Annotated in this window: 21 protein-coding genes; 14 read left to right on the top strand and 7 right to left on the bottom strand. The window is 50.2% G+C overall.

The annotated features are described in order from the left end of the window. Window positions 1–181: 181 nt before the first annotated feature. Window positions 182–451, top strand: a complete 270-nt coding sequence (locus tag GF617_RS21525; RefSeq protein ID WP_010429050.1) for a GrxA family glutaredoxin — start codon at window positions 182–184, stop codon at window positions 449–451. A gap of 43 nt (window positions 452–494) precedes the next feature. Here the strand turns inward: GF617_RS21525 and GF617_RS21520 are convergent, their stop codons facing one another. Then, entirely contained in the window at window positions 495–869 is a 375-nt protein-coding gene (locus GF617_RS21520) for an inner membrane protein YbjM (protein WP_203452418.1), read from the bottom strand. Window positions 870–1,147: 278 nt separating this feature from the next. On the opposite strand from GF617_RS21520, the gene GF617_RS21515 reads away from it, so the two are divergent. Further along, window positions 1,148–2,833: an aspartate:alanine antiporter gene (locus GF617_RS21515; protein WP_181622822.1), complete on the top strand. Its 1,686-nt coding sequence runs from the start codon at window positions 1,148–1,150 to the stop codon at window positions 2,831–2,833. Window positions 2,834–2,949: 116 nt separating this feature from the next. Here the strand turns inward: GF617_RS21515 and GF617_RS21510 are convergent, their stop codons facing one another. Next, the gene (locus tag GF617_RS21510; protein ID WP_203452417.1) at window positions 2,950–3,543 is read right to left on the bottom strand and encodes a TetR/AcrR family transcriptional regulator; all 594 of its coding nucleotides are present in this window, start codon (window positions 3,541–3,543) and stop codon (window positions 2,950–2,952) included. 81 nt (window positions 3,544–3,624) lie between these two features. Here GF617_RS21510 and GF617_RS21505 point away from each other — a divergent pair, with 81 nt between their 5' ends. Together GF617_RS21505 and GF617_RS21500 are read left to right on the top strand one after the other, a co-directional pair. Next, window positions 3,625–4,839: an MFS transporter gene (locus tag GF617_RS21505; protein WP_203452416.1), complete on the top strand. Its 1,215-nt coding sequence runs from the start codon at window positions 3,625–3,627 to the stop codon at window positions 4,837–4,839. Continuing rightward, window positions 4,829–5,641: a Cof-type HAD-IIB family hydrolase gene (locus GF617_RS21500; RefSeq protein WP_181622819.1), complete on the top strand. Its 813-nt coding sequence runs from the start codon at window positions 4,829–4,831 to the stop codon at window positions 5,639–5,641. The genes GF617_RS21505 and GF617_RS21500 overlap by 11 nt, the downstream gene beginning before the upstream one ends. A gap of 55 nt (window positions 5,642–5,696) precedes the next feature. Here the strand turns inward: GF617_RS21500 and GF617_RS21495 are convergent, their stop codons facing one another. Next, the gene (locus GF617_RS21495) at window positions 5,697–6,929 is read right to left on the bottom strand and encodes an MFS transporter (RefSeq protein ID WP_203452415.1); all 1,233 of its coding nucleotides are present in this window, start codon (window positions 6,927–6,929) and stop codon (window positions 5,697–5,699) included. Window positions 6,930–7,097: 168 nt separating this feature from the next. On the opposite strand from GF617_RS21495, the gene GF617_RS21490 reads away from it, so the two are divergent. From GF617_RS21490 to deoR, 3 genes are all read left to right on the top strand, one after another. Then, window positions 7,098–7,826 carry a phosphatase PAP2 family protein gene (locus GF617_RS21490; RefSeq protein ID WP_203452414.1) on the top strand — a complete coding sequence of 243 codons (729 nt, stop codon included), beginning with the start codon at window positions 7,098–7,100 and terminating at the stop codon, window positions 7,824–7,826. Window positions 7,827–7,833: 7 nt separating this feature from the next. Then, complete coding sequence (ybjG, locus tag GF617_RS21485) at window positions 7,834–8,442, top strand: undecaprenyl-diphosphate phosphatase (protein ID WP_203452424.1); 609 nt, start codon at window positions 7,834–7,836, stop codon at window positions 8,440–8,442. Window positions 8,443–8,509: 67 nt separating this feature from the next. Further along, the gene (gene deoR / locus GF617_RS21480; RefSeq protein ID WP_181622816.1) at window positions 8,510–9,268 is read left to right on the top strand and encodes a DNA-binding transcriptional repressor DeoR; all 759 of its coding nucleotides are present in this window, start codon (window positions 8,510–8,512) and stop codon (window positions 9,266–9,268) included. 84 nt (window positions 9,269–9,352) lie between these two features. On the opposite strand, the gene dacC is transcribed toward deoR, so the two are convergent. After that, window positions 9,353–10,558: a serine-type D-Ala-D-Ala carboxypeptidase gene (gene dacC / locus GF617_RS21475; protein WP_181622815.1), complete on the bottom strand. Its 1,206-nt coding sequence runs from the start codon at window positions 10,556–10,558 to the stop codon at window positions 9,353–9,355. A 257-nt stretch (window positions 10,559–10,815) separates the two neighbouring features. On the opposite strand from dacC, the gene GF617_RS21470 reads away from it, so the two are divergent. Next, window positions 10,816–11,442 carry a glutathione S-transferase family protein gene (locus GF617_RS21470; RefSeq protein ID WP_203452413.1) on the top strand — a complete coding sequence of 209 codons (627 nt, stop codon included), beginning with the start codon at window positions 10,816–10,818 and terminating at the stop codon, window positions 11,440–11,442. On the opposite strand, the gene GF617_RS21465 is transcribed toward GF617_RS21470, so the two are convergent. Continuing rightward, complete coding sequence (locus tag GF617_RS21465) at window positions 11,443–12,561, bottom strand: PQQ-dependent sugar dehydrogenase (protein WP_203452412.1); 1,119 nt, start codon at window positions 12,559–12,561, stop codon at window positions 11,443–11,445. A gap of 106 nt (window positions 12,562–12,667) precedes the next feature. Then, window positions 12,668–13,051: a biofilm formation regulator BssR gene (gene bssR, locus GF617_RS21460; protein WP_181622812.1), complete on the bottom strand. Its 384-nt coding sequence runs from the start codon at window positions 13,049–13,051 to the stop codon at window positions 12,668–12,670. A 295-nt stretch (window positions 13,052–13,346) separates the two neighbouring features. Between bssR and GF617_RS21455 the strand changes: the two genes are divergently transcribed. Genes GF617_RS21455 through GF617_RS21435 form a run of 5 tightly spaced genes read left to right on the top strand, consistent with a single transcriptional unit; the run spans window position 13,347 to window position 20,540 of the window. Then, entirely contained in the window at window positions 13,347–15,008 is a 1,662-nt protein-coding gene (locus GF617_RS21455; protein ID WP_203452411.1) for a dynamin family protein, read from the top strand. After that, complete coding sequence (locus GF617_RS21450) at window positions 15,001–16,614, top strand: dynamin family protein (RefSeq protein WP_203452410.1); 1,614 nt, start codon at window positions 15,001–15,003, stop codon at window positions 16,612–16,614. Before GF617_RS21455 ends, GF617_RS21450 begins: the two co-directional genes overlap by 8 nt. A gap of 23 nt (window positions 16,615–16,637) precedes the next feature. Continuing rightward, window positions 16,638–17,462, top strand: coding sequence for a hypothetical protein (locus GF617_RS21445; protein ID WP_203452409.1), 825 nt, complete (start codon window positions 16,638–16,640; stop codon window positions 17,460–17,462). Beyond that, entirely contained in the window at window positions 17,455–18,435 is a 981-nt protein-coding gene (locus GF617_RS21440; RefSeq protein WP_203452408.1) for a hypothetical protein, read from the top strand. Before GF617_RS21445 ends, GF617_RS21440 begins: the two co-directional genes overlap by 8 nt. After that, window positions 18,432–20,540, top strand: coding sequence for a dynamin family protein (locus tag GF617_RS21435; RefSeq protein ID WP_203452407.1), 2,109 nt, complete (start codon window positions 18,432–18,434; stop codon window positions 20,538–20,540). Before GF617_RS21440 ends, GF617_RS21435 begins: the two co-directional genes overlap by 4 nt. 496 nt (window positions 20,541–21,036) lie before the next feature. On the opposite strand, the gene GF617_RS21430 is transcribed toward GF617_RS21435, so the two are convergent. After that, the gene (locus tag GF617_RS21430; protein WP_203452406.1) at window positions 21,037–21,870 is read right to left on the bottom strand and encodes a hypothetical protein; all 834 of its coding nucleotides are present in this window, start codon (window positions 21,868–21,870) and stop codon (window positions 21,037–21,039) included. A 305-nt stretch (window positions 21,871–22,175) separates the two neighbouring features. Here GF617_RS21430 and GF617_RS21425 point away from each other — a divergent pair, with 305 nt between their 5' ends. Further along, window positions 22,176–22,901, top strand: a complete 726-nt coding sequence (locus tag GF617_RS21425) for a hypothetical protein (RefSeq protein ID WP_203452405.1) — start codon at window positions 22,176–22,178, stop codon at window positions 22,899–22,901. Window positions 22,902–23,153: the final 252 nt, after the last annotated feature.

Here is a 23,153-nt window from a genome sequence, read left to right as displayed (position 1 = left end):
TCTCTTTGGTCTGTCTGTACGCAATATGGCAGCCAGTATAGGCAATGATATGCTGCATGTAATTGGCGAAACATAGCTCAGAGATATTAAAGCGACAGGTGAAACCTTCTTTCCATGACGGCAGGTTATCGTGCAATATACGCTCCATTCGCCGTCAGGCTTGTTTTTTGAGGAGAGAGAAATGTTTGCAGTGATTTTTGGTCGTCCAGGATGCCCTTACTGCGTGCGCGCAAAAGAACTGGCTGAGAAACTGACCGAAGAGCGTGATGACTTCAACTTCCGTTATGTGGATATCCACGCGGAAGGTATCACCAAAGCCGATCTGGAAAAAACCGTGGGTAAACCGGTTGAAACCGTCCCGCAGATTTTCCTCGATCAGAAGCACATTGGCGGCTGCACCGATTTTGAAGCCTACGCGAAAGAAAATCTGGGTCTTTTTGCTGCTCAGTAATGTCTGAACGTTATCGATAAACGCCCTCAAAATGAGGGCGTTTTTATTTGCGGTGACGCCGTCGGTGTAGCACGCGACGCACAAATAAAAAGCATAGCGCCCCCAGCGCACACCAGAACACCCCGCTCATCAGCCATGCCAGTTCCTGCAAGAATGAGCGCGATGAGACAAACAGCACGCGCATCAACAACAAACATACTGGCGCAGCGAGCATTGCCCCTAACAGGGGTCTGATGACTTCTCCCCGGCGGGAGAGAAAACTCGCGGCTGCACCGGGAAGCACAAAAAAGAGCAAGCCCAGTTCAGAATGACCAGAGGCTCTGAACGCTCCCGTGACATTGAGGGATAACGACAGGCAAACCACCGTAAATAACAAAAAACCGCTGACGATCCCCGCCCAGTTGCGCTTGATGTTCAAATAATCCTCCTGACTTCATCTCTATCGAATACACATTCGTCCTGCGGACGCCCAGTCAGATAAAGCAATGCGGCATTCCTTGCCTAAGCTCATACAGTGTTGCGCGATCTTCACTAGCCGTAGATATCTAATACGATTAAACTAACGACCTGTTATTGCTCTGTGGGATATAAAGCGCATGTGCCAAAAGGTACGTTTTCTTTCGCACACAGAGCAAAACAGTAGCCTAAATAACCCTTCCTTTCAACAGCTTACTGGTAAACAAGAAGTTAGCCTCCGTGAATATAAACGTCGCAGACTTGTTAAATGGGAATTACATCCTGTTATTATTTGTGGTACTTGCGCTGGGCCTCTGTCTGGGTAAATTGCGCCTGGGTTCAGTTCAACTTGGTAATTCCATTGGCGTTTTGGTGGTCTCATTATTATTAGGTCAGCAACATTTCAGCATTAACACGGATGCGCTCAATCTTGGGTTTATGCTGTTTATTTTTTGTGTAGGCGTGGAAGCGGGTCCGAACTTTTTTTCCATTTTCTTCCGCGACGGCAAAAATTACCTGATGCTGGCGCTGGTGATGGTCGGTAGCGCGCTGCTGATCGCACTTGGTCTCGGTAAGCTGTTTGGCTGGGATATCGGCTTAACGGCCGGGATGCTGGCAGGCTCCATGACCTCAACCCCTGTTCTGGTAGGTGCGGGGGACACGTTGCGCCACTCCGGAATGGAAGGCTCCCAGCTCTCTACCGCCCTCGATCACCTGAGTCTCGGTTATGCTCTGACCTATCTGATTGGCCTGGTAAGCCTGATTGTGGGCGCGCGTTATCTGCCCAAACTGCAGCATCAGGATTTGCAGACCAGCGCCCAGCAGATTGCGCGCGAGCGCGGGCTGGATACTGATACCAAGCGTAAAGTCTACCTGCCCGTTATTCGTGCTTATCGCGTAGGGCCAGAGCTGGTGGCCTGGGCTGACGGCAAAAACCTGCGTGAACTGGGGATCTACCGCCAGACGGGCTGCTATATCGAACGTATTCGCCGTAACGGTATTCTGGCAAACCCTGACGGTGACGCGGTGTTGCAGATGGGCGATGATATTGCGCTCGTCGGCTATCCCGACGCCCATGCGCGCCTCGACCCCAGTTTCCGTAACGGAAAAGAGGTGTTTGACCGGGATCTGCTCGACATGCGTATCGTCACCGAAGAGATTGTGGTGAAAAACCACAACGCAGTCGGCCGCCGCCTGGCACAACTGAAACTGACCGACCACGGCTGCTTCTTAAACCGCGTGATCCGCAGCCAGATTGAAATGCCTATCGACGATAACGTCGTCCTGAACAAAGGCGATGTATTGCAGGTGAGCGGCGATGCTCGTCGCGTTAAAACCGTTGCCGAACGTATCGGCTTTATCTCAATTCACAGCCAGGTCACCGACCTGCTGGCTTTTTGTGCCTTCTTTATTGTGGGCCTGATGATCGGGATGATCACCTTCCAGTTCAGCAACTTTAGCTTCGGCATCGGTAACGCCGCCGGGTTGCTGTTTGCTGGGATCATGCTCGGATTCCTGCGTGCGAACCATCCAACATTTGGCTATATCCCGCAAGGCGCACTGAACATGGTCAAAGAGTTTGGCCTGATGGTCTTTATGGCTGGCGTCGGATTAAGCGCAGGCAGCGGCATTGGTCACAGCCTGGGGGCCGTAGGCTGGCAGATGCTGGTATCAGGCCTGATTGTCAGCCTGGTTCCTGTGGTGATCTGTTTCCTGTTTGGGGCTTACGTGCTGCGTATGAACCGCGCCCTGCTGTTTGGCGCAATGATGGGCGCACGTACCTGTGCGCCGGCAATGGAAATTATCAGTGATACCGCGCGCAGCAATATTCCGGCGCTGGGCTATGCCGGCACGTACGCCATCGCCAACGTACTGCTGACCCTGGCCGGTACGCTTATCATCATCATCTGGCCGGGACTCGGATAACTCTCAAGTTTGCGCATTGCAGAAAAAATTTTTGCGATGCGCAGAACTTTTTATTCAGAGGGCAGTCATAACTAGTGCCACTGCTTTTCTTTGATGTCCCCAATTTGTGGAGCCCATCAACCCCGCCGTTTTGGTTCAAGGTTGATGGGTTTTTTGTTGCCTGAAATTCCTTCCCCCGCAATTCTGCCCACCATCGCCCGGATCTCATCCCGCGACAACGGCTGTCTGTCGGTCACAAAGTGCAATGTCATGCCTTCAATAAACGCATCCAGCGCACGAGCAGTGACAGGGTCAAACCACTGCTCTAACGTTGTCTGGCTCATCTTCATCCAGTCCTGCATTACCATTTTCAACGCCGCACTGCGGTTCATAAAGGCATAGAGCTGGTACATCAGCTCCATATTGTGTGGCGTGCTAACTTCCGAGCTGTGGATCAGTGTCGTGATGGACTCGCACGCCATTTCCGGGCCAGTGACACCGGCAAAGAAGTCACGGTATTGCCGGGACATTTCCTGAGTGAACCACGTGAAAGCTTCTTCAATCAGCGACTCCATACCTGAAAAATAGTAGGTCATCGACCCCAGCGGAACACCTGCACAGCTGGCAATTTTACGGTGGGTAACAGCCTGGATGCCATGTTCGGCAATAGTATCCAGCGTGGCCTGCAGGATTTTTTCCCTGCGCTTAGGATCGTTCGGTGCTCTGCTCATAAATTCCTCACCTCATTTATGTACAAATGTACACAAACTTGTTAGTGTTGTCGCTATTGTTGTACTTCTGGTGCTACCCCAATGACCTTGACCTCTCCCCGTAAAGCCCTGCAGCTGCGCATGTGGGCGCTGTTTATGTTCTTCTTTATCCCCGGGCTATTAATGGCTTCATGGGCAACCCGTACACCGGCCATCCGCGATATTTTGTCCGTATCTACCGCGGAAATGGGGATTGTGCTGTTTGGTCTGTCAATAGGCTCGATGAGCGGAATTCTCTGCTCCGCATGGCTGGTAAAACGCTTTGGCACACGGGCTGTGATCCGTACCACCATGTGCTGCGCAGTGTTCGGGATGATGGTATTAAGCGTAGCGCTGTGGTTCGCCTCCCCGCTTCTGTTTGCCCTGGGGCTGACGGTCTTTGGTGGAAGCTTTGGTGCAGCCGAGGTTGCCATCAACGTTGAAGGTGCTGCGGTAGAACGCGAAATGAACAAAACAGTTTTGCCGATGATGCACGGCTTTTACAGCCTCGGCACACTGGCTGGCGCGGGCGTTGGGATGGCACTGACCGCGTTTGGCATCACCGCGAATCTGCATATTTTACTGGCGGCGCTGGTCTGTATTATCCCCGTTCTGACCGGGATCAAAGCCATCCCAGACGGCACGGGCAAAAACTCGGCTGATGAACAGAAATCAGCGGAGAAAGGTTTACCGTTTTACCGTGATATGCAACTGATGCTGATTGGTGTAGTGGTGCTGGCCATGGCCTTTGCTGAAGGTTCAGCCAATGACTGGCTCCCCTTGTTGATGGTAGACGGACACGGATTTAGCCCAACCTCCGGCTCGCTGATCTACGCCGGGTTTACGCTGGGTATGACCGTCGGGCGGTTTACCGGGGGCTGGTTTATCGATCGCTACAGCCGGGTGGCGGTGGTTCGCGCCAGTGCGCTGCTGGGTGGGCTAGGCATTGCGATGATCATCTTCGTCGATGTCGACTGGATTGCCGGCGTTTCGGTCATTTTGTGGGGGCTTGGTGCGTCACTCGGCTTCCCGCTGACCATCTCTGCCGCCAGCGACACTGGCCCGGATGCGCCAACGCGCGTCAGCGTGGTCGCCACCACTGGCTATCTTGCTTTTCTGGTGGGACCGCCACTGCTCGGCTTCCTGGGTGAACATTATGGATTGCGCAGTGCCATGCTGGTGGTATTGGGATTAGTAATTATTGCGGCGCTGGTCGCGCGTGCGGTAGCAAAGCCGACAGCAGAACAACCGACACTGGAGAAGGGATATGAGCGTTAAACTGATTGCAGTCGACATGGATGGCACGTTTCTGAGCGATGCGAAGACATACAACCGCGAGCGTTTTCTGGCGCAATATACGCGCATGAAGCAACTGGGGATCCGTTTCGTGGTCGCCAGTGGCAACCAGTACTACCAGCTAATTTCGTTTTTCCCGGAGATCGCCCACGAGATCGCCTTTGTGGCAGAAAACGGCGGTTGGGTGGTCAATGCCGGAGAAGATGTGTTCAATGGCGAGCTGACGAAAACCCAGTTTGCTACCGTCGCGCAGTTTCTCTGTTCACTCCAGGGCGTTGAAGTGATCGCCTGCGGTAAAAACAGTGCCTATACCCTGAAGTCATACAACGATGCACTTAAAACGATGGCGGCGCAGTATTATCACCGTCTGGAAATGGTCGATAATTTCGATAATCTTAACGATATCTTCTTTAAATTTGGGCTAAACCTGCCCGATGATGAAATCCCCCGCGTCCAGACTATGATCCATGCTGAGCTGGGCGACATTATGGTTCCCGTCACCACCGGTCACGGCAATATTGATTTGATTATACCGGGCGTGCACAAAGCCAACGGGTTGCGCCTTCTGCAAAACCACTGGGGCATTGACGACAGCGAAGTGGTGGCCTTTGGCGACAGCGGCAACGATGTTGAAATGCTGCGCCAGGCCGGATTTAGCTTTGCGATGGCAAATGCCAGGACGCAGATTAAAGCGGTTGCGCGCTATGAAGCGCCGCACAACAATCTCGAAGGCGTGCTGGATGTGATAGAGAAAGTACTGAGCAAAGAAGCGCCGTTTTATTGACGCTGTCGGATTTGATGCCTTCCCCCCTCTCCCTGTGGGAGAGGGAACGAACAGATTAAGGCTGCAACGCCGCCCCGACGCGTTTGTCCTTCAGGAATACCACCATCAGGGCAACCCACAGCACGCCGTTGGCGAGATTAAACAGGCTGAAAAGCCCGTTACCGCCAAACGCATAGGCGTGCTTGCTCACCTCAATGCCGACGGTAAAAATCAGCATTTGCAGCATTCCCATCGCAGCAGACACCGTCCCTTTGCTCATCTCGCTGGCAAAGAGGGTCAGACGTACCAGACCAGCGTTCGCAAGACCGATACCAAAGGCATAGATACTCAGCCCCGCGGTCATCCACAGGTAGGCATGTGACGATGCAACTGTGGCAACCGCCGCGACAATCAGCCCTGCCGCAATCGGCCAGCCGCCCATAATGATCAGCGAACGCACGGTGCGCCGTGACGTCAGACGCGCCAGCACCAGGTTGCCCATGATCAACGCGCCAAAAATCGGGACTTGCAGCAAGCCATATTCATAGCTGCTCAGCTTTTCGCCGCTGATAATGATGACCGGAGACTGGGCAATCCATGCCAGCAATGGCAGGCTGACAAACCCCGTCGCCAGCGCCCCCGCCACAAAGCGGACATTTTTCAGCACCTCTTTGTAATCACGGCCGAGTTCTTTTAGCGAAAGCTTTTCGCCCAGACGGGTCGCGGTTTCCGGCATGGCGCGATGCAAACCAAAGAAGGAGATAGCCGCAAGAAGAGCGAAGAGAATAAACATCCCTTCCCACGGCGCGACGTGTACCCACGCGGCCCCCACCAGTGGCCCAAGCAGAGGCGCAATCAGCGCGACATTGGCCATGAGCGCCGTGATCTTGATGCACACCGCCTCTTCAAAGGATTCCTGAATGGCGGCATACCCCACCGCCCCGATGAAGCACAGGCTCACCCCTTGAAGGAAGCGCAGCAGTGTGAATTGTTCGATGTTTTGCGCCAACAGCGTGGCGAGGCAGGTCACGATAAACCATACCACTCCCGTCAGCATCACGGGACGACGGCCAATGCGGTCCGACAACGGCCCGAGCAGCCACTGTAAAAACATCCCACCCGCAAGGTAGGCCGTCATGGATGTAGGAACCCACTCAATTCCGGCGTTGTACTGTTCAACAACAGCCAGCATTCCGGGCTGAATCATATCGTTGCCAATATAGGTAGAAAATTCGTAGAGCACCAGACACAGAGGGAAAAGTAACGCCTGGCGCCCCAGACGACTACCTGAAGAAGAACGGTTTAGCATGAAGTCTCTTTATGATGAAAAAATCGCGGTGAGTGTAATGAATTGCCGCTGTCTGAGATAGTCAATAATCGGGAAAAAACAGAAATAAAGCACTTATCGTCGTTGTTTAAGGTTTCCTTAAGTTGACAGAAATATGATAGCCCTATTTCACGTCACCGATCTCAATTTATGGCACAAACCACCAGCCGTTCAGAATTATCTAAGTTACCGACAAATAAGACAAAACAACTTTACCGTTTGCCGATACGCTTTTATGGTTATCAACTTTTCGTGCTGATAGTCCTTGCTGTGCTGTTTACCTGGCTCTCTCGTGACGAAACAGTGGATCGCTGGATCACCGGCTTTTGGTATGACGCTACAACGCGGGGGTTTCCGTTGCAACAAAACGCGCTGCTGGATCTGCTGAACCATCGATTGGCTAAATATATCGCGATTGCCCTGGGAGCGGTCGCCCTGTTTTACGGTGCATTTCGTCGTAATGCTCGACTGGTTACCGCCTCCCTGTTGATGGGGCTTGGGGCGCTGGTTGTTGGGGTGCTGAAGAGTATCAGCCACCACAGTTGTCCCTGGGATTTAGTGGAGTATGGCGGCAAGGCGATCTCTTATCCCCTGTTTGGCGCAATACCCGCTGACAGCGGTCCCGGACGCTGCTTCCCTGGCGGCCATTCGTCCAGTGGCTTTATGGTCATGGGGTTGTTTTTTGCCTTCTGGCGCGAACGTCCTCGTCTGGCCTGGTTCTTCGTCGCATTGGGCATTTTTTTAGGCCTGGCGATGGGGTTCGGGCAAGTCATGCGCGGGGCGCATTTTTTCTCTCACAACCTGTGGGCTGGGTGGTGGGTCTGGTTTTCTCAGGTGGTGGCCTATGGCCTTGTTTCCGCCTGGTTTGCTAAAGAGTGACAACAATATGTTAGAGCAACTGAATTACGGACTGTTTTATCTGATTAACGCCACCCCCGCGTCACCGGAATGGATGATTGATGTCGCGACCTTTATGGCAAAAGACCTCATCAGCATTGTACCGGCACTGGCTGCTATTCTCTGGCTTTGGGGTCCGCGCAAGCAGGTCAATGCCCAGCGCCAGCTGGTCATTAAAGTTGCGATGGCCCTGGGCGTAAGCGTTCTGGTCAGTTTTATTCTCGGACACGCCTTCCCTCACGATCGCCCTTTCGTCGATCACGTCGGCTATACCTTCCTGCACCATGCGCCAGATGACTCCTTCCCGAGCGACCACGGTACGGTAATCTTCACCTTTGCACTGGCCTTCCTGTTCTGGCATCGACTCTGGTCGGGCGCGGTACTGATGGTTATCGCCGCCGCCATCTCCTGGTCACGTGTCTATCTGGGCGTGCACTGGCCGCTGGATATGGTCGGCGGCTTCCTTGTGGGGCTGATTGGCTGTGTCAGTGCGGCGATCCTGTGGAGCCTTTTTGGTCAAGCGCTTTACCGTGGGCTCTCACATCTTTATCGCGTTTGCTTTGCGATCCCTATCCGTAAAGGCTGGATACGTGACTAATCCCGGCCCGACAGGTTACACTTGAACCCCCGCCCTGCGGGGGTTCACTTTTCCACCCTGAGGATCTATGGAAACACGACGCGATGACCGCATTGCTCAGCTGCTACAGGCGCTGAAGCGCAGTGATAAGCTGCATCTTAAAGAAGCTGCTTCCCTGCTCGGTGTCTCCGAGATGACCATTCGTCGCGACCTGAACAGCGACAGTGCCCCCGTTGTACTGCTGGGCGGGTATATCGTTCTGGAGCCACGCAGCGCCAGCCACTACCTGATAAGCGATCAAAAAACGCGTCTGGTAGAAGAAAAACGCAAAGCGGCACGTCTGGCGGCTTCCCTGGTGCAGCCTCATCAGACGCTGTTCTTTGACTGCGGAACAACAACCCCATGGATCATCGAGGCGATCGACAGCAGTTTGCCGTTTACCGCTGTTTGCTACTCGCTGAACACCTTCCTGGCGCTTCAGGAGAAACCCGAGTGTCGGGTGATCCTCTGTGGCGGTGAGTTCCACGCCAGTAACGCCATTTTCAAACCTCTTAATTTGCAGGACACACTCAGTAGTTTGTGCCCGGATATCGCCTTTTATTCTGCGGCAGGCGTGAGTGTGCGGCAGGGAGCAACCTGCTTTAACCTGGAAGAACTGCCGGTGAAACACTGGGCGCTCAACGCGGCGCAATACCACGTTCTGGTGGTTGATCACAGTAAGTTTGGCAAGGTACGTCCAGCGAGAATGGGCGAGCTGGCGCGTTTTGATACGATAGTGAGTGATTGCCGCCCGGAAGATGACCTGGTCGATCACGCCAAAGCGCAGCAGATTAAGTTGATGTATTAAGGGTATTGCGGCCTGGTCTCCTTTCCCTCGGGAAGAAGGTTCAGAAACTCAAAACGGCAACCTGGGTTGCCGTTTTGCTTTTACCTATGAGAACCAGCTGCCAAACCAGCCGTGGAATTTCATCATCACAAAATCCCACATCCGGCTGAAGAAACCGCCTTCCTCTACCGCTTCCATGACCATCAGCGGACGTTGTTCAATCGATTTGCCGTTAAGCTGGAAATCGATCGTCCCCACGACCTGGCCTTTTTTCAGCGGTGCGGTCAGTTGAGGGTCCGTTATGGTGTAACTGGCTTTCAGATTTTTCAACTGACCCCGCGGGATCGTGACTGAACCGCCTTCCCCGGCGCCCAGATTGACTTCGCTTTTATCACCAAACCAAACGCGTTGGGTAACAAAGGTAGCATCCGGCTTAATCGGGGTTACGGTTTCAAAGAAACGGAAACCCCAGGTCAGCAGTTTTTCCGATTCATTAAAGCGAATACGGTCGGTTTTGGTTCCCAGCACAACGGAGACCAGACGCATATCTCCCTGCGTCGCTGACGCTACCAGGTTATATCCCGCCCCTGCAGTTGTCCCGGTCTTCATTCCATCGACATTCAGGTTAGTGCTCCACAGCAGACGGTTGCGGTTCGGCTGGCGGATTTTGTTGAAGGTAAACTCTTTCTCTTTGTGGATAGCGTACTCGTCCGGCACGTCGTGGATCAGCGCCTTACCTAACAGCGCCATATCGCGTGCGGTACTGAACTGGCCTGGCGCATCCAGGCCGTGAACCGTTTTAAAGGTGGTGTTGGTCAATCCCAGTTTTTGCGCATAGCCATTCATCAGGCCAATGAAGGAATCCTGGCTACCTGCGACATAATCCGCCAGTGCAATACAGGCATCGTTTCCTGACTGAATAATCACCCCTTTATTCAAATCAGAAACGGAAACCTGATCGCCGGGTTTCAGAAACATCACGGAAGAACCACGCAGCGCCGGGTTGCCGGTCGCCCATGCATCCTTACCAATTGTCACCTGGTCTTCCAGCTTTATCTTGCCCGCTTTTAATGCCTGTCCAACCACATAGCTGGTCATAATTTTAGTCAGGCTGGCGGGGTCAAGTTGTTCGTCAGCGTTCCCTTCTGCCAGCACCTTACCGCTGGCATAATCCATTAATATCCAGGCTCGCGCGTCAACAGGAGGCGCTTCTGGTGCAGCCTGCTCAGCTGCGTAGAGTGTAGGAGCGAAAAGAAACAGGAGCGCGGAACCTGCTGCCAGGCCGCGCAAAGAAGTCATTTTCTGCGTCATAAATGCCACCCGAGTGTCCATTCAAAAAGTCACGTCACATCACCGTGTCGCAAGAAGCGATGAGTAATATCGTACTAATGCGTTTAAAGAAACCTAAACCAGGTAAAGTTTTTAAAGTTTATGCAATAACATCCAGATACGCTTTGATAAGAACGATTTTTTTGTCTTCTGTTGCGTAATTGTTAGGTTTATCTCACCATGTCCAGTCACTGGCTCTGATTCACATCTCAGGTTGTTTGACTATTTTGGGAGTTAACATGATTACGCTGTGGGGCAGGAACAATTCGACCAACGTTAAGAAAGTCCTCTGGGCTCTGGAAGAGCTGGATTTACCGTTTAAACAGGTTATGGCGGGTTTGCAGTTTGGGGTGAATAAAGAGGCCGACTATCTGGCCATGAATCCCAACGGGCTGGTTCCGCTCCTGCGCGATGAAGAGACCGGCGCAACGCTTTGGGAGTCCAATACGATCGTGCGTTATCTCGCCGCCCAGTATGGTCAAAGCCGCTTATGGGTAGATAGCCCGGCGGAACGCGCCCAGGGTGAAAAATGGATGGACTGGGCAAACCAGACGCTCTCTCCCACCCATCGTGTCATTTTGATGGGGCTAATCAGAACGCCAGAGTCAGAACGCGACTACCCCGCCATTCACGCGGCACAAGATGCCTGTGAAACGCTGTTCGCAATGATGGATGACGAGCTGTCTAAGCATAAGTGGTTCTCAGGTACGGAATTTGGTGTAGGTGATATCGCCGTAGCGCCCTTTGTCTGGAACCTGACCAATATGGGTCTGAAGTGGACCCCGCGCCCGCATCTTGAACGCTGGATCCAGCAACTCAGTGAGCGCCCGGCGTATCGCAACGTCGTGATGATCCCCGTAACCTGATCACCTCCCGGACGGGCTTACCCTTAACAGTTGCCCGTCCGTTTCATCAGTCAACACATACAGCGCACCATCCGGTCCAACCCGCACATCACGAATTCGCTTATCTCTGTCTTCCAGAATGCGCCCATCTTCGCTCACGCGATTACCGTCAACGCTCAGGACAATGACCGCTTTCTCCTTCAGCGCACCGACAAAGAGTTTGTTTTTCCACTGCGGGTAGACACTGCTGTTATAGAACGCCATGCCGCTCACGGCAGGGGACACTTTCCAGACAAACAGCGGCGGCTCGGTTCCTTCGACATGCTCACCCTTCGCCTCCGGGATTTTCAGCCCGCTGTAATTAATTCCGTGTGTTGCCAGCGGCCAGCCGTAGTTTTTGCCTTTTTCCGGAATATTGATCTCATCTCCGCCACGCGGGCCATGCTCATTGAGCCATAGCGTATCGCTCCAGGGATTCATCGCCATTCCCTGCGGATTGCGAATACCGTAAGACCAGATTTCAGGCCGCGCACCAGAAGTCTTCACAAAGGGGTTATCCGCCGGCACGTTGCCGTCTTCGGTAAGGCGCACAACTTTCCCCTGTAACTTATCCAGATCCTGAGCCGTTGGACGCTGGTTGTTCTCTCCTAAGCCAATGAACAGATAGCCTTTGTCGTCAAACACCAGTCGTCCGCCGAAATGGTTACCGGTAGAGAGTTTCGGCATCTGGCGGAATACCACCTGAAAGCCCTCAATGCGCGTCAGATCATCACTTAACCGACCATAACCCACCGCAGTACCGGCTTTTCCATCGTTTCCCACTTCGGCATAGCTCAGCCAAACCCGGCGTGACTCAGAGAAATTGGGGGCTAATACCACATCCAGTAATCCTCCCTGACCACTTGCCCAAACGTTGGGAACACCCGCAATGGGATCAGACAACCCTTTCCCCGCCTGCCAGTGTTTAAGCTGTCCGTTCCTCAGCGTCAGTAACAGCCCTTTATTGTCTGGCAAAAACGCCAGCGACCAGGGGTGATCAAGTTTGTTTTGCAACACCTCAACGTTTACCGCATCAGGAGCCGCAAGCAGGGAAAAGGGGACAAATAACACAGGAACGAAAATGAGCGAGGATCGATGCATAACACACTCCTTTATCAGCATATGGCATAAAGATTAGCCACTGAGCCAGGGCGCGTTACCACTTTTACAAAAGCTTAATCAGAAGGGGGAGTCGCCTCCCCCGGGCTTAGATGTGCTCGAGCTTCGTGTGCTCGTTCAGACACATAATACAAAGAGACATTGTCGTCAGGCAGTGTTCAAGCTTCTCCGCGTTAACAGCGATAAACGTTGGGCAGTCGTGATGCCCATTCATCAGGCATACTCCAGCAACGGACAGCACCTCGGCGGCACGGCGCAGCGCAATTAACTCGCTTTCCCCGTACTCCGCTTTCAGGATGGGTGCTTTTTCACGCATGAAGTTGCACAGTTCAAAGAAATTATCACGCAGATGTTCGCTTTCGCTGACCGACATATACCCTTTTGCATTCCTCAGTTGCAGATAAGCAGCAAGGTCAATTCGGGCGTTGATCAGCTTGTTCAGCAGATCGCGTTTCAGTCTGTCAACGGACATGCTATTTCCTCCCTTGTCAGCCATTGTGCCCATTCAGGATAAGGTTATTTTTTGTACAATTCACTGCCTGAGATCAATAAAACGTAACTGATTAACATTATTTACAATGTTACAACTTTCTCTGCATTTTAATGCCCAGCCGAGCGCAACGACATATTGTGTCAGTCAGCCTGCGTAGAGTGGACCCTGGTTCGCTAGCAGGAAAGTCAGCTGAAAGTAATCAGATATTTACCTTAATTTTCCTGTGAAAGTGCCGTTAATAACGTAGTCGCTTGCTGATTATTTAAGGAAAAATATGTTGCCTCCACAGACAGAAGCCACCCTTATTGAAACCCACCTGATCGCGTTGCGTGCTTACTGGCAACAATATGAATTTTCGATAGAAAATCTCGATATTATTCAGGAAAACATACGCACCTTCTCCGTACGACTGCCGCTGATTGGCGCATTTAGCGCCGGTAAATCGTCCCTGATCAACAGTTTATTACAGGATAACCTGCTATCGGTCGCCATCGATCCAGAGACCAGTTTGCCCACGGAATTGCACTTTGCGCCTCAGGAGTCAATTACCCTGCGCCGCAAAAACACCATGCCTCTGCCGTTAAGTCGTGACGCCTTAAAAGCGCAGCAGTTTGGCGAGCATGATCCGGATAACGTCGTCGACATTACCCTGCCCAACCCCATTCTTGCGAAGCTGAACGGTATGACGCTGGTCGATATGCCTGGCTGGGAATCCGGCATCACCCAGCATTCTCTGGCGATCGATAACTATCTCGACCGCAGCGCCGCCTACTGCGTTGTGGTCAGCGTGGATGAAGGTGTCCTGAAAGAGAGCCTGCGCAAGATCATTGAAGAACTGGCCATACATGACAAGCCCATGATGCTTGTGATCACTAAATGCGATAAAAAGCGCCCGGAGGATGTCGAGGCGGTCGTGTCGCATGTCCAGGCGCAGATTGAAAAACTGGCAAAAAAACCGTTACTTGCGGTGTGCCGTACACAACGCAGAAATGCGACCGAATGGGCAACGGCACTCCCGGTTCTTCTGCCTTTACAGCAGCAGTTCTGGCATCAGGCCATTGGTCTTCCGGTCCAGAAATGCATCAACGATATTCTGATACGAATTGAACAACTCTCTCAGGGCCATAACCAGACCCTGGAAGAAATTGAAAGCGAGCGAGAGTTACTTGCCGAACAGTACCAACGCATGCAGGAAGACGTTCAGCAAATCACCACCCGCCTGCATGAGCAACGCAATCTGGCCGAACGCGCTATTGTGGATGATTTTGCCAGCCGCATGAATGGTCAACTCGATACACTCACGCGTGCACTGCTTAATGGTGAAGACGTCAGCGGTACGATTGGCCATGCCCTGCGCATGTCTTATTCACAGGGTGTTGAACGTTATCTCAAGCCCGTTATCCAGAAAGAACTGGGGCAGTTGCAACTTCAGGAAGAATTGCAGATGCAGGACGTGGCCTATGCGCATGGTTTCAAGTCCAATGAATCAGGCACAGAGATTATCAAAATGACGCTGGCTTACATTCTGCCTGCCGCCATCACGCTCATTACCCGTATCCCTATGGGCAAATTCTTAACCCCCTTCATCATCTCAGCGCTGGAAGGGCTATTCCAGCGCGGCAGCCAAGAGCTGATTCAACGCCAGCAGCAGGAAGAAGCCCGACGTCACGTGATTAATACGGTCATTCCGTCATGCTGCTCAAAAGCCGCACCCGACATTGCCCGCGGGCTTAGCAACACCATCGATGACGTCATGCAGGCCATCAGCCGTTCGACGGATGAGGCGATGGCAAAAGTGCAACAAACGCTGGATCTCAAGGTGCGCGATCTGCATACCGAGAAAGCGGCCGAAGCCCAACGCCAGCAAACATGGCAAGCAGACAGCATGGCGCTGAAACAGATGCTGGCCCAGTTGCAGGTATATAACCATGGCTGATGCTTTCGCCTCACTGGAAGAAGCCGTGTTGCGCGATCGCTATGCCCTGCTCTGTGAAGCCTGTGAAGATCGCCCTAACGGCGCAGCAAAGGAAGACGAAGCCGTACTGCTTGCGCTGGAGCACCTGATTGAACAGGAGCTTCCAGACCTTGCTCGTCGCGGCAGCCCGCCAACCTTCACCGATATTCTTCGGTCGCTGCGCTATGAAATGGTGCGTTTCCGGGAATTTTGCGAGTATCCGGTACTTTCCGGCAAGGTAGTGGTGGGCCTTGGCGGGAGCTTCAGCGCCGGTAAATCATCATTGATTAATGCACTGGTGGGCGATCGTAAATGCCTGGTCACAGAAGTGGACCCGACAACGTCATTGCCAACATATCTGGTGCAAGGAACGCACGATACGCCGGAAGTGAAAGCGATCAATCTATTTAACCGCCTCATCACCTTAAGCCACAGCCAGTTTCGCACGCTCACCCATGAGGAGCGCGAACGTTACGGCAGCCAGGTGAGCCGGATGCTCAAATCCGTTGTGGTGGCACATAACGGCTTCAACTGGGCAAACCTGGCGCTACTGGATACACCGGGCTACAGCAAAGCGGATGAAGAGTCCAGCCTACGCACGGATGCCAGTATTGCGCGCAGCCAGCTTAACAGCGCACAGTTTATTATCTGGCTGGTTCCTGCGGATAAGGGCACGATCACCGAAGATGACATCGCGTTTCTCGCCTCGCTCGACAAGCATATCCCCAAATTGATTGTTGTCAGCCGTGCCGATAAACACCCCGAAGACACCATCGGGAAAATTGTCGACCTGGTTCGGCAAACCGTGACTCAGCGCGGTATTGAAGTGCTTGATGTACTGCCGTTCTCCACGCGTCCGCGTCAACCCTGGTCTATCGCGCCACTACAGGAGTACCTGGAGCAGTGGAATCATGTTTATCGTGATCCGGGTTTTACCCGGCAATTTAAACGCCAGTTTATGGCCTACGAAAATTACCTTGGCGAGGCGCGACAGGACGCACAAAGGCAACTGAGCAGGTTCAACCGTATTCTCTCACTGAGTGATGATTCTGGCGTGCAATCCGACCTGCAGAGCCTGCAACGCAAATGCAAAAATGACCTCCAACAACTTGAAGAGGTGTGCGTATCGCTCAAGGAGATCCAGCAGACGTTCTTCCGCCATCTGAAGCAGATAGGCGATCGGCTGACGATCCCGCTGGATGAGCCGGAAAGCCTGTCTATGCTGCAATACACGGCGGTGAATCTGCAAAGTATGCTGCAATCGCTGGCAACGCTAACCGGCGTAACCCTGCCTCACGACCCAGACCTGGAGCTGTGGCGACCGCTGACCCGCGATTTTCCGCTGGAGCATATGGATCGGCTTCTGCGGCGGGACAGCCTCGCGATCGGAGAAACCTGGCAGCCGCTGATGACAGACCTGCCGCTAAAAAACCGTGAACGGCTACTACGCCACGACAGAGTGGATGACAGGGATATCTGGCAGCCGTTGATGGGCAACGAGCCATTAACCCGGCTGGACACGTTGCTTCGAAGAGAGACATCACGCTATGCATCGTTGCAAACGCTGCACAAAGGAGCAAAAGAGTGAATCAGGAAAAAACGCGCAGACTCATGGACACAGTCGTTACCGAGGCCAGAGTCGCGCTCGAACCGCTGGATGCCCATTTTATTTCATCAACTGAAGCGGCATTTAAAGATGATTATTTAACGCTTCTTGCAGCCTTGCTGCTGGAAAATGGAGCATTAACCGAGGCTCAACAGCGCCTGTTGCTGTTATTTCTCCCGGCTATTGGCCCGTCCTTCCCGCTTTCACATTATCTTCAGCAAGCCGCCAAACTGGATGCCGCTATGCTGACGCGTATCATAGAGAACATACGCAGCGTGAAACAGTCGGGACTGGCATTGCTGTTTGACTTTGCCGTTTTACAGCGCCTCGCCGGGCCACTCACACCACATCATGTGGAACGGTTATCCTGGCTGGCAAAACTGACTGGCGTGACGGAAGAGCAGATCCTGCAAATTAATTTCTGGAGCATGAAACTCCTGGGCGTGAAAACACCGCCAAAACTGTTCACGCAAATAACGAAGCGGATAAATATTGCCAACATAGAGGTCAAATATCTCTCTATAAACACGTCATCTAACGGATATCTTTTGCGTTCAATTCCTCATCCGCATCAATTCTTTAAAAAAGGTAAGTACGCGTTTAATCACAAATTAACCGCAGACTCAGCATTTAACTTTCTGGGTGAAAAAACAATTTGTCGCTCAGTGACGTTATATCAAAGCGGATTCGTGATGGACATCCTTATGGATGCCCAAAAAAGTAAAAACGAAGAGTACGGAAAAAAAGGCGAGGCTATTTTTGACATTATTGAACTGCCCCCGGCTTTCAATACCTGGCACAGTTTTTTTATAGAGACTTATCATGAGTGAAATCTCAACATTAGCGATTTTACAGCAACTGGATCGCCAGCGTCTGAAAGAGAACCCCTATTCTCCTCACTCCCTCGCGGACGAGGATGAAAATACCCGTCGGCAATATTGTGCCCTGCTGTTTATGGTACTGCTCAACCAGGGGCCGATCGGTGAAGATCAGCTGCGCATGTTGCAACTGTGGCTCCCCACCATCAACATGGAAGGACGACAAGCCGAACTCTGTCAGATGGCGGTTAAGCTAAGTCAGGAGGGGCTGGCGGAGGCGATCGACACCGTGCGCGATGCCGGTGGCAACCACTGTTTTATGCTTGACTGCCTGGTTTTTTCCCGCGTGAATGCCCCGCTCACACAATCGCAAGTGACCCTGTTTGAGGCGCTGGCACAAATGCTGAATATTGGTGAGGTGCAGATGGATACCATCGTTTATCTCACCTGCCTGATTATCGGATTGCCCGTTGAAAATAGAAAACCACGACATCTCGCGTTAGGTCTTCATGCTCTCTCCGTCTGGCACGAATTCCTGACCTCTTACATAGATCAACTCTTTTCCGAACTCAAGGAGTGGGCAAGGGAAAATGATGTTTCACAAATATCATTGCGGAAAAACATCTCCGATCTCGCCGGTATTACCACACTCGATCTTTACCCGTCATCCTGGAAAAACATCGCGCCATTTCCAGCCGGGTTATCATTATTAGTCAATCTGGACTGGCTCGGTTTTGATTCCTTCAAGATCACCGAGTTCCCGGACTCAAATGTATTACCCCAGACGCTTGGCGGTATAAACATAGGCGGATATGGACAGATTTCCAGGCTTCCTGATTCGATCTGCCATCTGAAAAAATTAAAAAAACTCAGTATGCCAGGATCGAACCTGAAGAGTGTTTCAGAGAAGGTGTACCTGTTTCTTAAAAATAACGCGATTGAACATTCAATCAGCGATAGCTGCTTTATAAAGGGACCTCAATGACCACAACTCTGCAACAGCGTATTCAACGTGCTCTGGATGCCTGCGCGCATTTCCCGCAGCTCTTTACCGCGGAAAACGATGCGTTAAAAACGCTGGCTCAGGATTACTCGCAAAAACTGGCCCGCTGGCAACATCATGAGCAGACGCTCAACATCGGCATTATGGGTCAAGTAAAAGCAGGGAAAAGCACCTTTCTTAACACATTGCTGTTTGATGGACGCCCTATTCTGCCTGAAGCCGCCACCCCTAAAACCGCGAACCTGACCCGAATTGGTTACGGTGAAACGCACAGCCTTCAGGTCGAATATTACAGCGAACAGGAGTGGCAGCAGATCGCCGAACAGGCCCGACAGCCATCGGATAGCGACAGCCATAAAGTGGCCTGCGAACTTTTGGCAATGTCTGCTGATAGCAATATTTCGCTCACCGAACACTGGCAAAAAGTGGCAAACCTCAAGGATCAGACAGAGGTGATTAACGCCCGTGACATCAGCGAGCTACAAGGCCTGTTAAATCAGTTTACGGGCAACGATGGGAGATACACCGCACTGGTAAAATCCACCGTACTGACGCTTCCGGACGAAGCGCTGAAAGGGTTTGAAGTGGTGGATACACCAGGGATGAACGACCCGGTGCAGAGCCGTTCACAAAAAACGCGTGATTACATGGCGAATTGTGATGTGGTGTTTTTCCTTTCTCGCTGTAGCCAGTTCCTTGATGACGCCGATATCCGCCTGCTTGGCGAGCAGTTGCCCGGTAAAGGGGTGAAACGTCTGGTGCTGGTTGCTGGCCAATATGATTCCGTGATTCTGGATGACGGCTACGATCGTGCTTCTCTGGCGGAAACTGAAGAGAATATCCATAAACGCCTGCAACGTATTGCTCAGCAAAAATCGGAGCAACTCGTTGCCTTTCAACGAGAAAACGGCAATGAGGCACGGGCCGTTATTCTTGAATACCTGGCGCAACCGGTCTTTGCCAGTACCTTCGCATGGGGCTTCGCGCACTGGCCGACGGACAAATGGAGCAGCAGCATGCACCACATTCATGGCGAGTTACAGGCAATGGCGCAAGAGTGTTGGCCGGACATGTTCAGCCAACAGGACTGGGGGCGTATTGCTAACGTCGAGACATTGCGTGGGGCCTGGCAGCAGGCTCGTCATGACCGCTTGCCAATACTGACCCAGCAGCGCGAAAGCTTTACCCGCGAGAGTGAAGTGCAATTCGAGAGTCTGCTGGCCCGGTTGACCGGGAGAATCACTTCCCGCATTACTACGCTGGAAACGCAGGATCTCCAGAGCCTGAGACAACAACAGTCCCAGTGTCAGCAGCGGCTGGAAGGGATCGCCGCAGAACTACGTTCAATTATTGGCGATGCCATTTTTGCAGCACGTAAGCAGACAGGTCAGATTTCTTCGCAATTGGCTGAAGACATTTCTCGCCATCGCCATCTGACAGCACATACCGGCATCCGACAAGAGAGTTATTCCTACGAGGTCAGTGACTCCTCCTGGTACAACCCGTTCAGTTGGGGAAGGACTCGCACAGCCTATGGCACAACCTCAGTGTCTTACCAGTACTTTAACCCGCAGGATGCCGTTGAACAGCTTCGTCAATACAGCCGCACCTGTGCCAGCCAGATCCGCCAACATTTCAATACGCTGATTGAGCCGGGCGCATTAAAAAAACAGCTGCGACAGTCACTGGTGAAACACCTGAATACGGACAGCGATAAGTATGATGCCTCCGTGTTCCGTAGTGCGCTGGAAAGTGCCATCTATGGTTTGAAACTGCCTGAACTGACGCTCAACGTCGATGAATCCCGGATGATGTTCCCTTTCCAGGGAGAGGTAAAAACGCCAGAGGATAAAAAGCGGCTCCAGCAAATACTGGATAGTGCGTTGGGTTCCATGTTTGACGATCTGGCGCAACAACTGTCTTCCGGGTCGCAGGCCATCTTTACCCAGCTTGAGACGTTAAAAAATGGGCTACAGGATAAGCTCAGTAACAGCCTCAATGCTGAAGTGAGTGAAATCGAAGCCGGATTGCAGCGTAAAGAGACCGAGATCATCGGGTATCGTAACCTGCTCAACCAACTGGCCTAATCACACCAGCCGTATTCTTCCTCCCGGTGATTGGAACGAAGAATACGGCCTCGCACAGATGAGGTGAGCGTTTGACAGACAGATGCCATTGACTTTGATCTTTAACCTTATCTACCTACATGACTATACCAGTAAATCATAACTACTGAATAATGCCCTCCACTCTACTAGATATATATTTGTTAACGCTGCGTCCATAATGATGATTATGTTAAACACCATAAAAATACTGCTACCCAGCCTATAAAACGACCTCGCACTACAATTTAACACTTATATACGTTTAAAACTGCAAATGAATTTTAAATTATTATATTAATTGATAATGCGATAAAATAAATTAACGAATAATAACATACTGAGGAATATTGAAAGTATTGAATCATATCTTCACGAGAAAGATAGCTATAGTTTATTTTTTTAAAGACTACAGGTTGAAGTCTCATCTTCTGTTTTTATTATAAAGCTTTTCAAATTCCCCTGCAGAATTATACCTCTAAGATTTCACCTTAAAATATTTTATTATACTTACTTCTCCAATAGAGATATCATTTCTAACACTCTGAAGTTCTTTGAAGCTCTTCATTAATATATCAAATTTATTTTTAACCGTCGTGAAGTCACCTTCATAAGACATCTCCAAATATTCCCCCTCATCATATTTATCACCATTTAAAGAAAAACCATAGGAAGAATAAAAATCTGTCAACGCTTCTAAATAAACATTTAAATTAGCATTAACATCACCAAGCTTTTGGAAATAAACATCAATTAACTGACCACTTATTAAAATCCCTTCAGCCAATTGTAAGTGTAACAAATCAATTTTCAAATCATCATAATACTTTTTGAAACGTGGTTGTATGGATGTTCTTAGCTTTTTTGCATAGTCCGATATGAATAAAGCGTGACCTTTCATTGCAGTTACATGATTGTGTCCTGGGCTTATTAAACATCCATTAATCTTATAATCAGGCGCTATATTAACATTACCCGTATAACAATAAATATATTCACTGGTTTTTTTCAAATTAAAATGTAAAGAATCAAAACAAGAATCAGAAGCTCTAATTTTTAAATATATTTTTTTAGCAAAAGTATAAGATTCATCTTTAAATTTGTCTTGCCATATCTTTTTAGCCTGAACGCCAGCTATCAGTGCTAATGCTACCAAAGCCATATCAGCACAAGCAGACACAAAAGAAGCATCAATACCTTTAGTAACGTACACATCCAGGAACATCCAAACAACGCCGCCACAAAAGAAAGCAACGTAATACCTGAAAATATACGGCTTAACAACGTTCCATACTTTCTTGATCACATTCACTGCTGAATCCTTCCCTTCACCCTCTAAACAACGTTATTTTACACTAACCCTGGCACTTATCGCATCATTCCTTTATATCTCTTAGAATGGTTCCTGGAGCATTTGAGAAGGAAAAAGCTTTCATATTCACTTAAGTCAAACTCACAGTATCCTTCTTCTAATATCGTAAAACTCCCTCTGAATTTGTGAATTTTTTTTTGACACTGCTACTGGATTGGTTGAACGTCCCGTTATTCAGTTGTTCTCTGAAACTCCGCATAGTAAAATCCTCCTAACTATACTCTTGGGATTAGGTAGTTATAAAAATGAGATTTGATCCTCTTAAAAAGATAAACAATAATACGCTTGTTGCTTTTTCTGTTGGCGTGATTTTCACTATCTTATTTAATCTTATAGTGAATAAAGAGCCGTTCAAAGTTGACTCTGATAGTATTTCAGCCTTAGCCAACGTTGGAACTTTTTTAGTAGCTATGGTGGCTGCATTACAAGTTAAAAAATGGTTAGATGGTAAAGTAAACGAAGCTGCCTTTAAACAAACTCAATTGATATTAGAAGCCATATCAAAGATACACATGTATTCGAGACTAATATTAGAAGACTGTAAGGCACTCACTCAACCTGATGTAGTTGATGCTCTCTCATATTATTTACTAGATATTAAAAATAATGAAGCAAGAGCAATTAATGAATTAAACGAAAAAATAACACAGCATAATAAAATATTTAAAGAAACTAGTATACAGCTACAAGTTTTAATTTACGAATTACCAATGTGGAATATATCAATAAAAAATAAACGAGTAAAAAAAGATATTTTAGACATAGTAGCAGCCACTAAATTATTTCTCGAAAAATGTGATGAAATAGAAGACCAAACCAATAAAAAAAATGTGCATAACGTTATAACTCATGCTCGCACAATTAGCGATGAACTACATGAAATACTATTTTCCCATTTAACAAAAATACTAACAAAAAACTACCACGACATATTCTCACCAGTTACATCACCCTCAAAAAAGGTTGATTAGTAGTAGCTATCATTTCTTTATACACTGCTAGCATCTGATCCCAATAATCGGGGCTAGCAGTCTCTGTAAAGCCATAATCCATACGAACCTCAAAAGCTAACTTGTGCTGATAGATACTGAATGAATCAGTGAAATTCTTTCTTACGTTACTCTCTTGTTCGGTGAACAAGAAGCACTGAATCGCCACGGGTTTAACAGACACCTCAGAGTCATTTAAGATGACTTAAAGAGAGGTGCCCATGAGCGGTAAGC

Origin of the sequence: Lelliottia sp. RWM.1, from assembly GCF_016859735.1 — a bacterium.
GTDB lineage: Bacteria > Pseudomonadota > Gammaproteobacteria > Enterobacterales > Enterobacteriaceae > Enterobacter.
The sequence above is the reverse complement of the archived record's forward strand: the minus strand, read 5'-3'. Positions and strand labels throughout refer to the sequence as shown.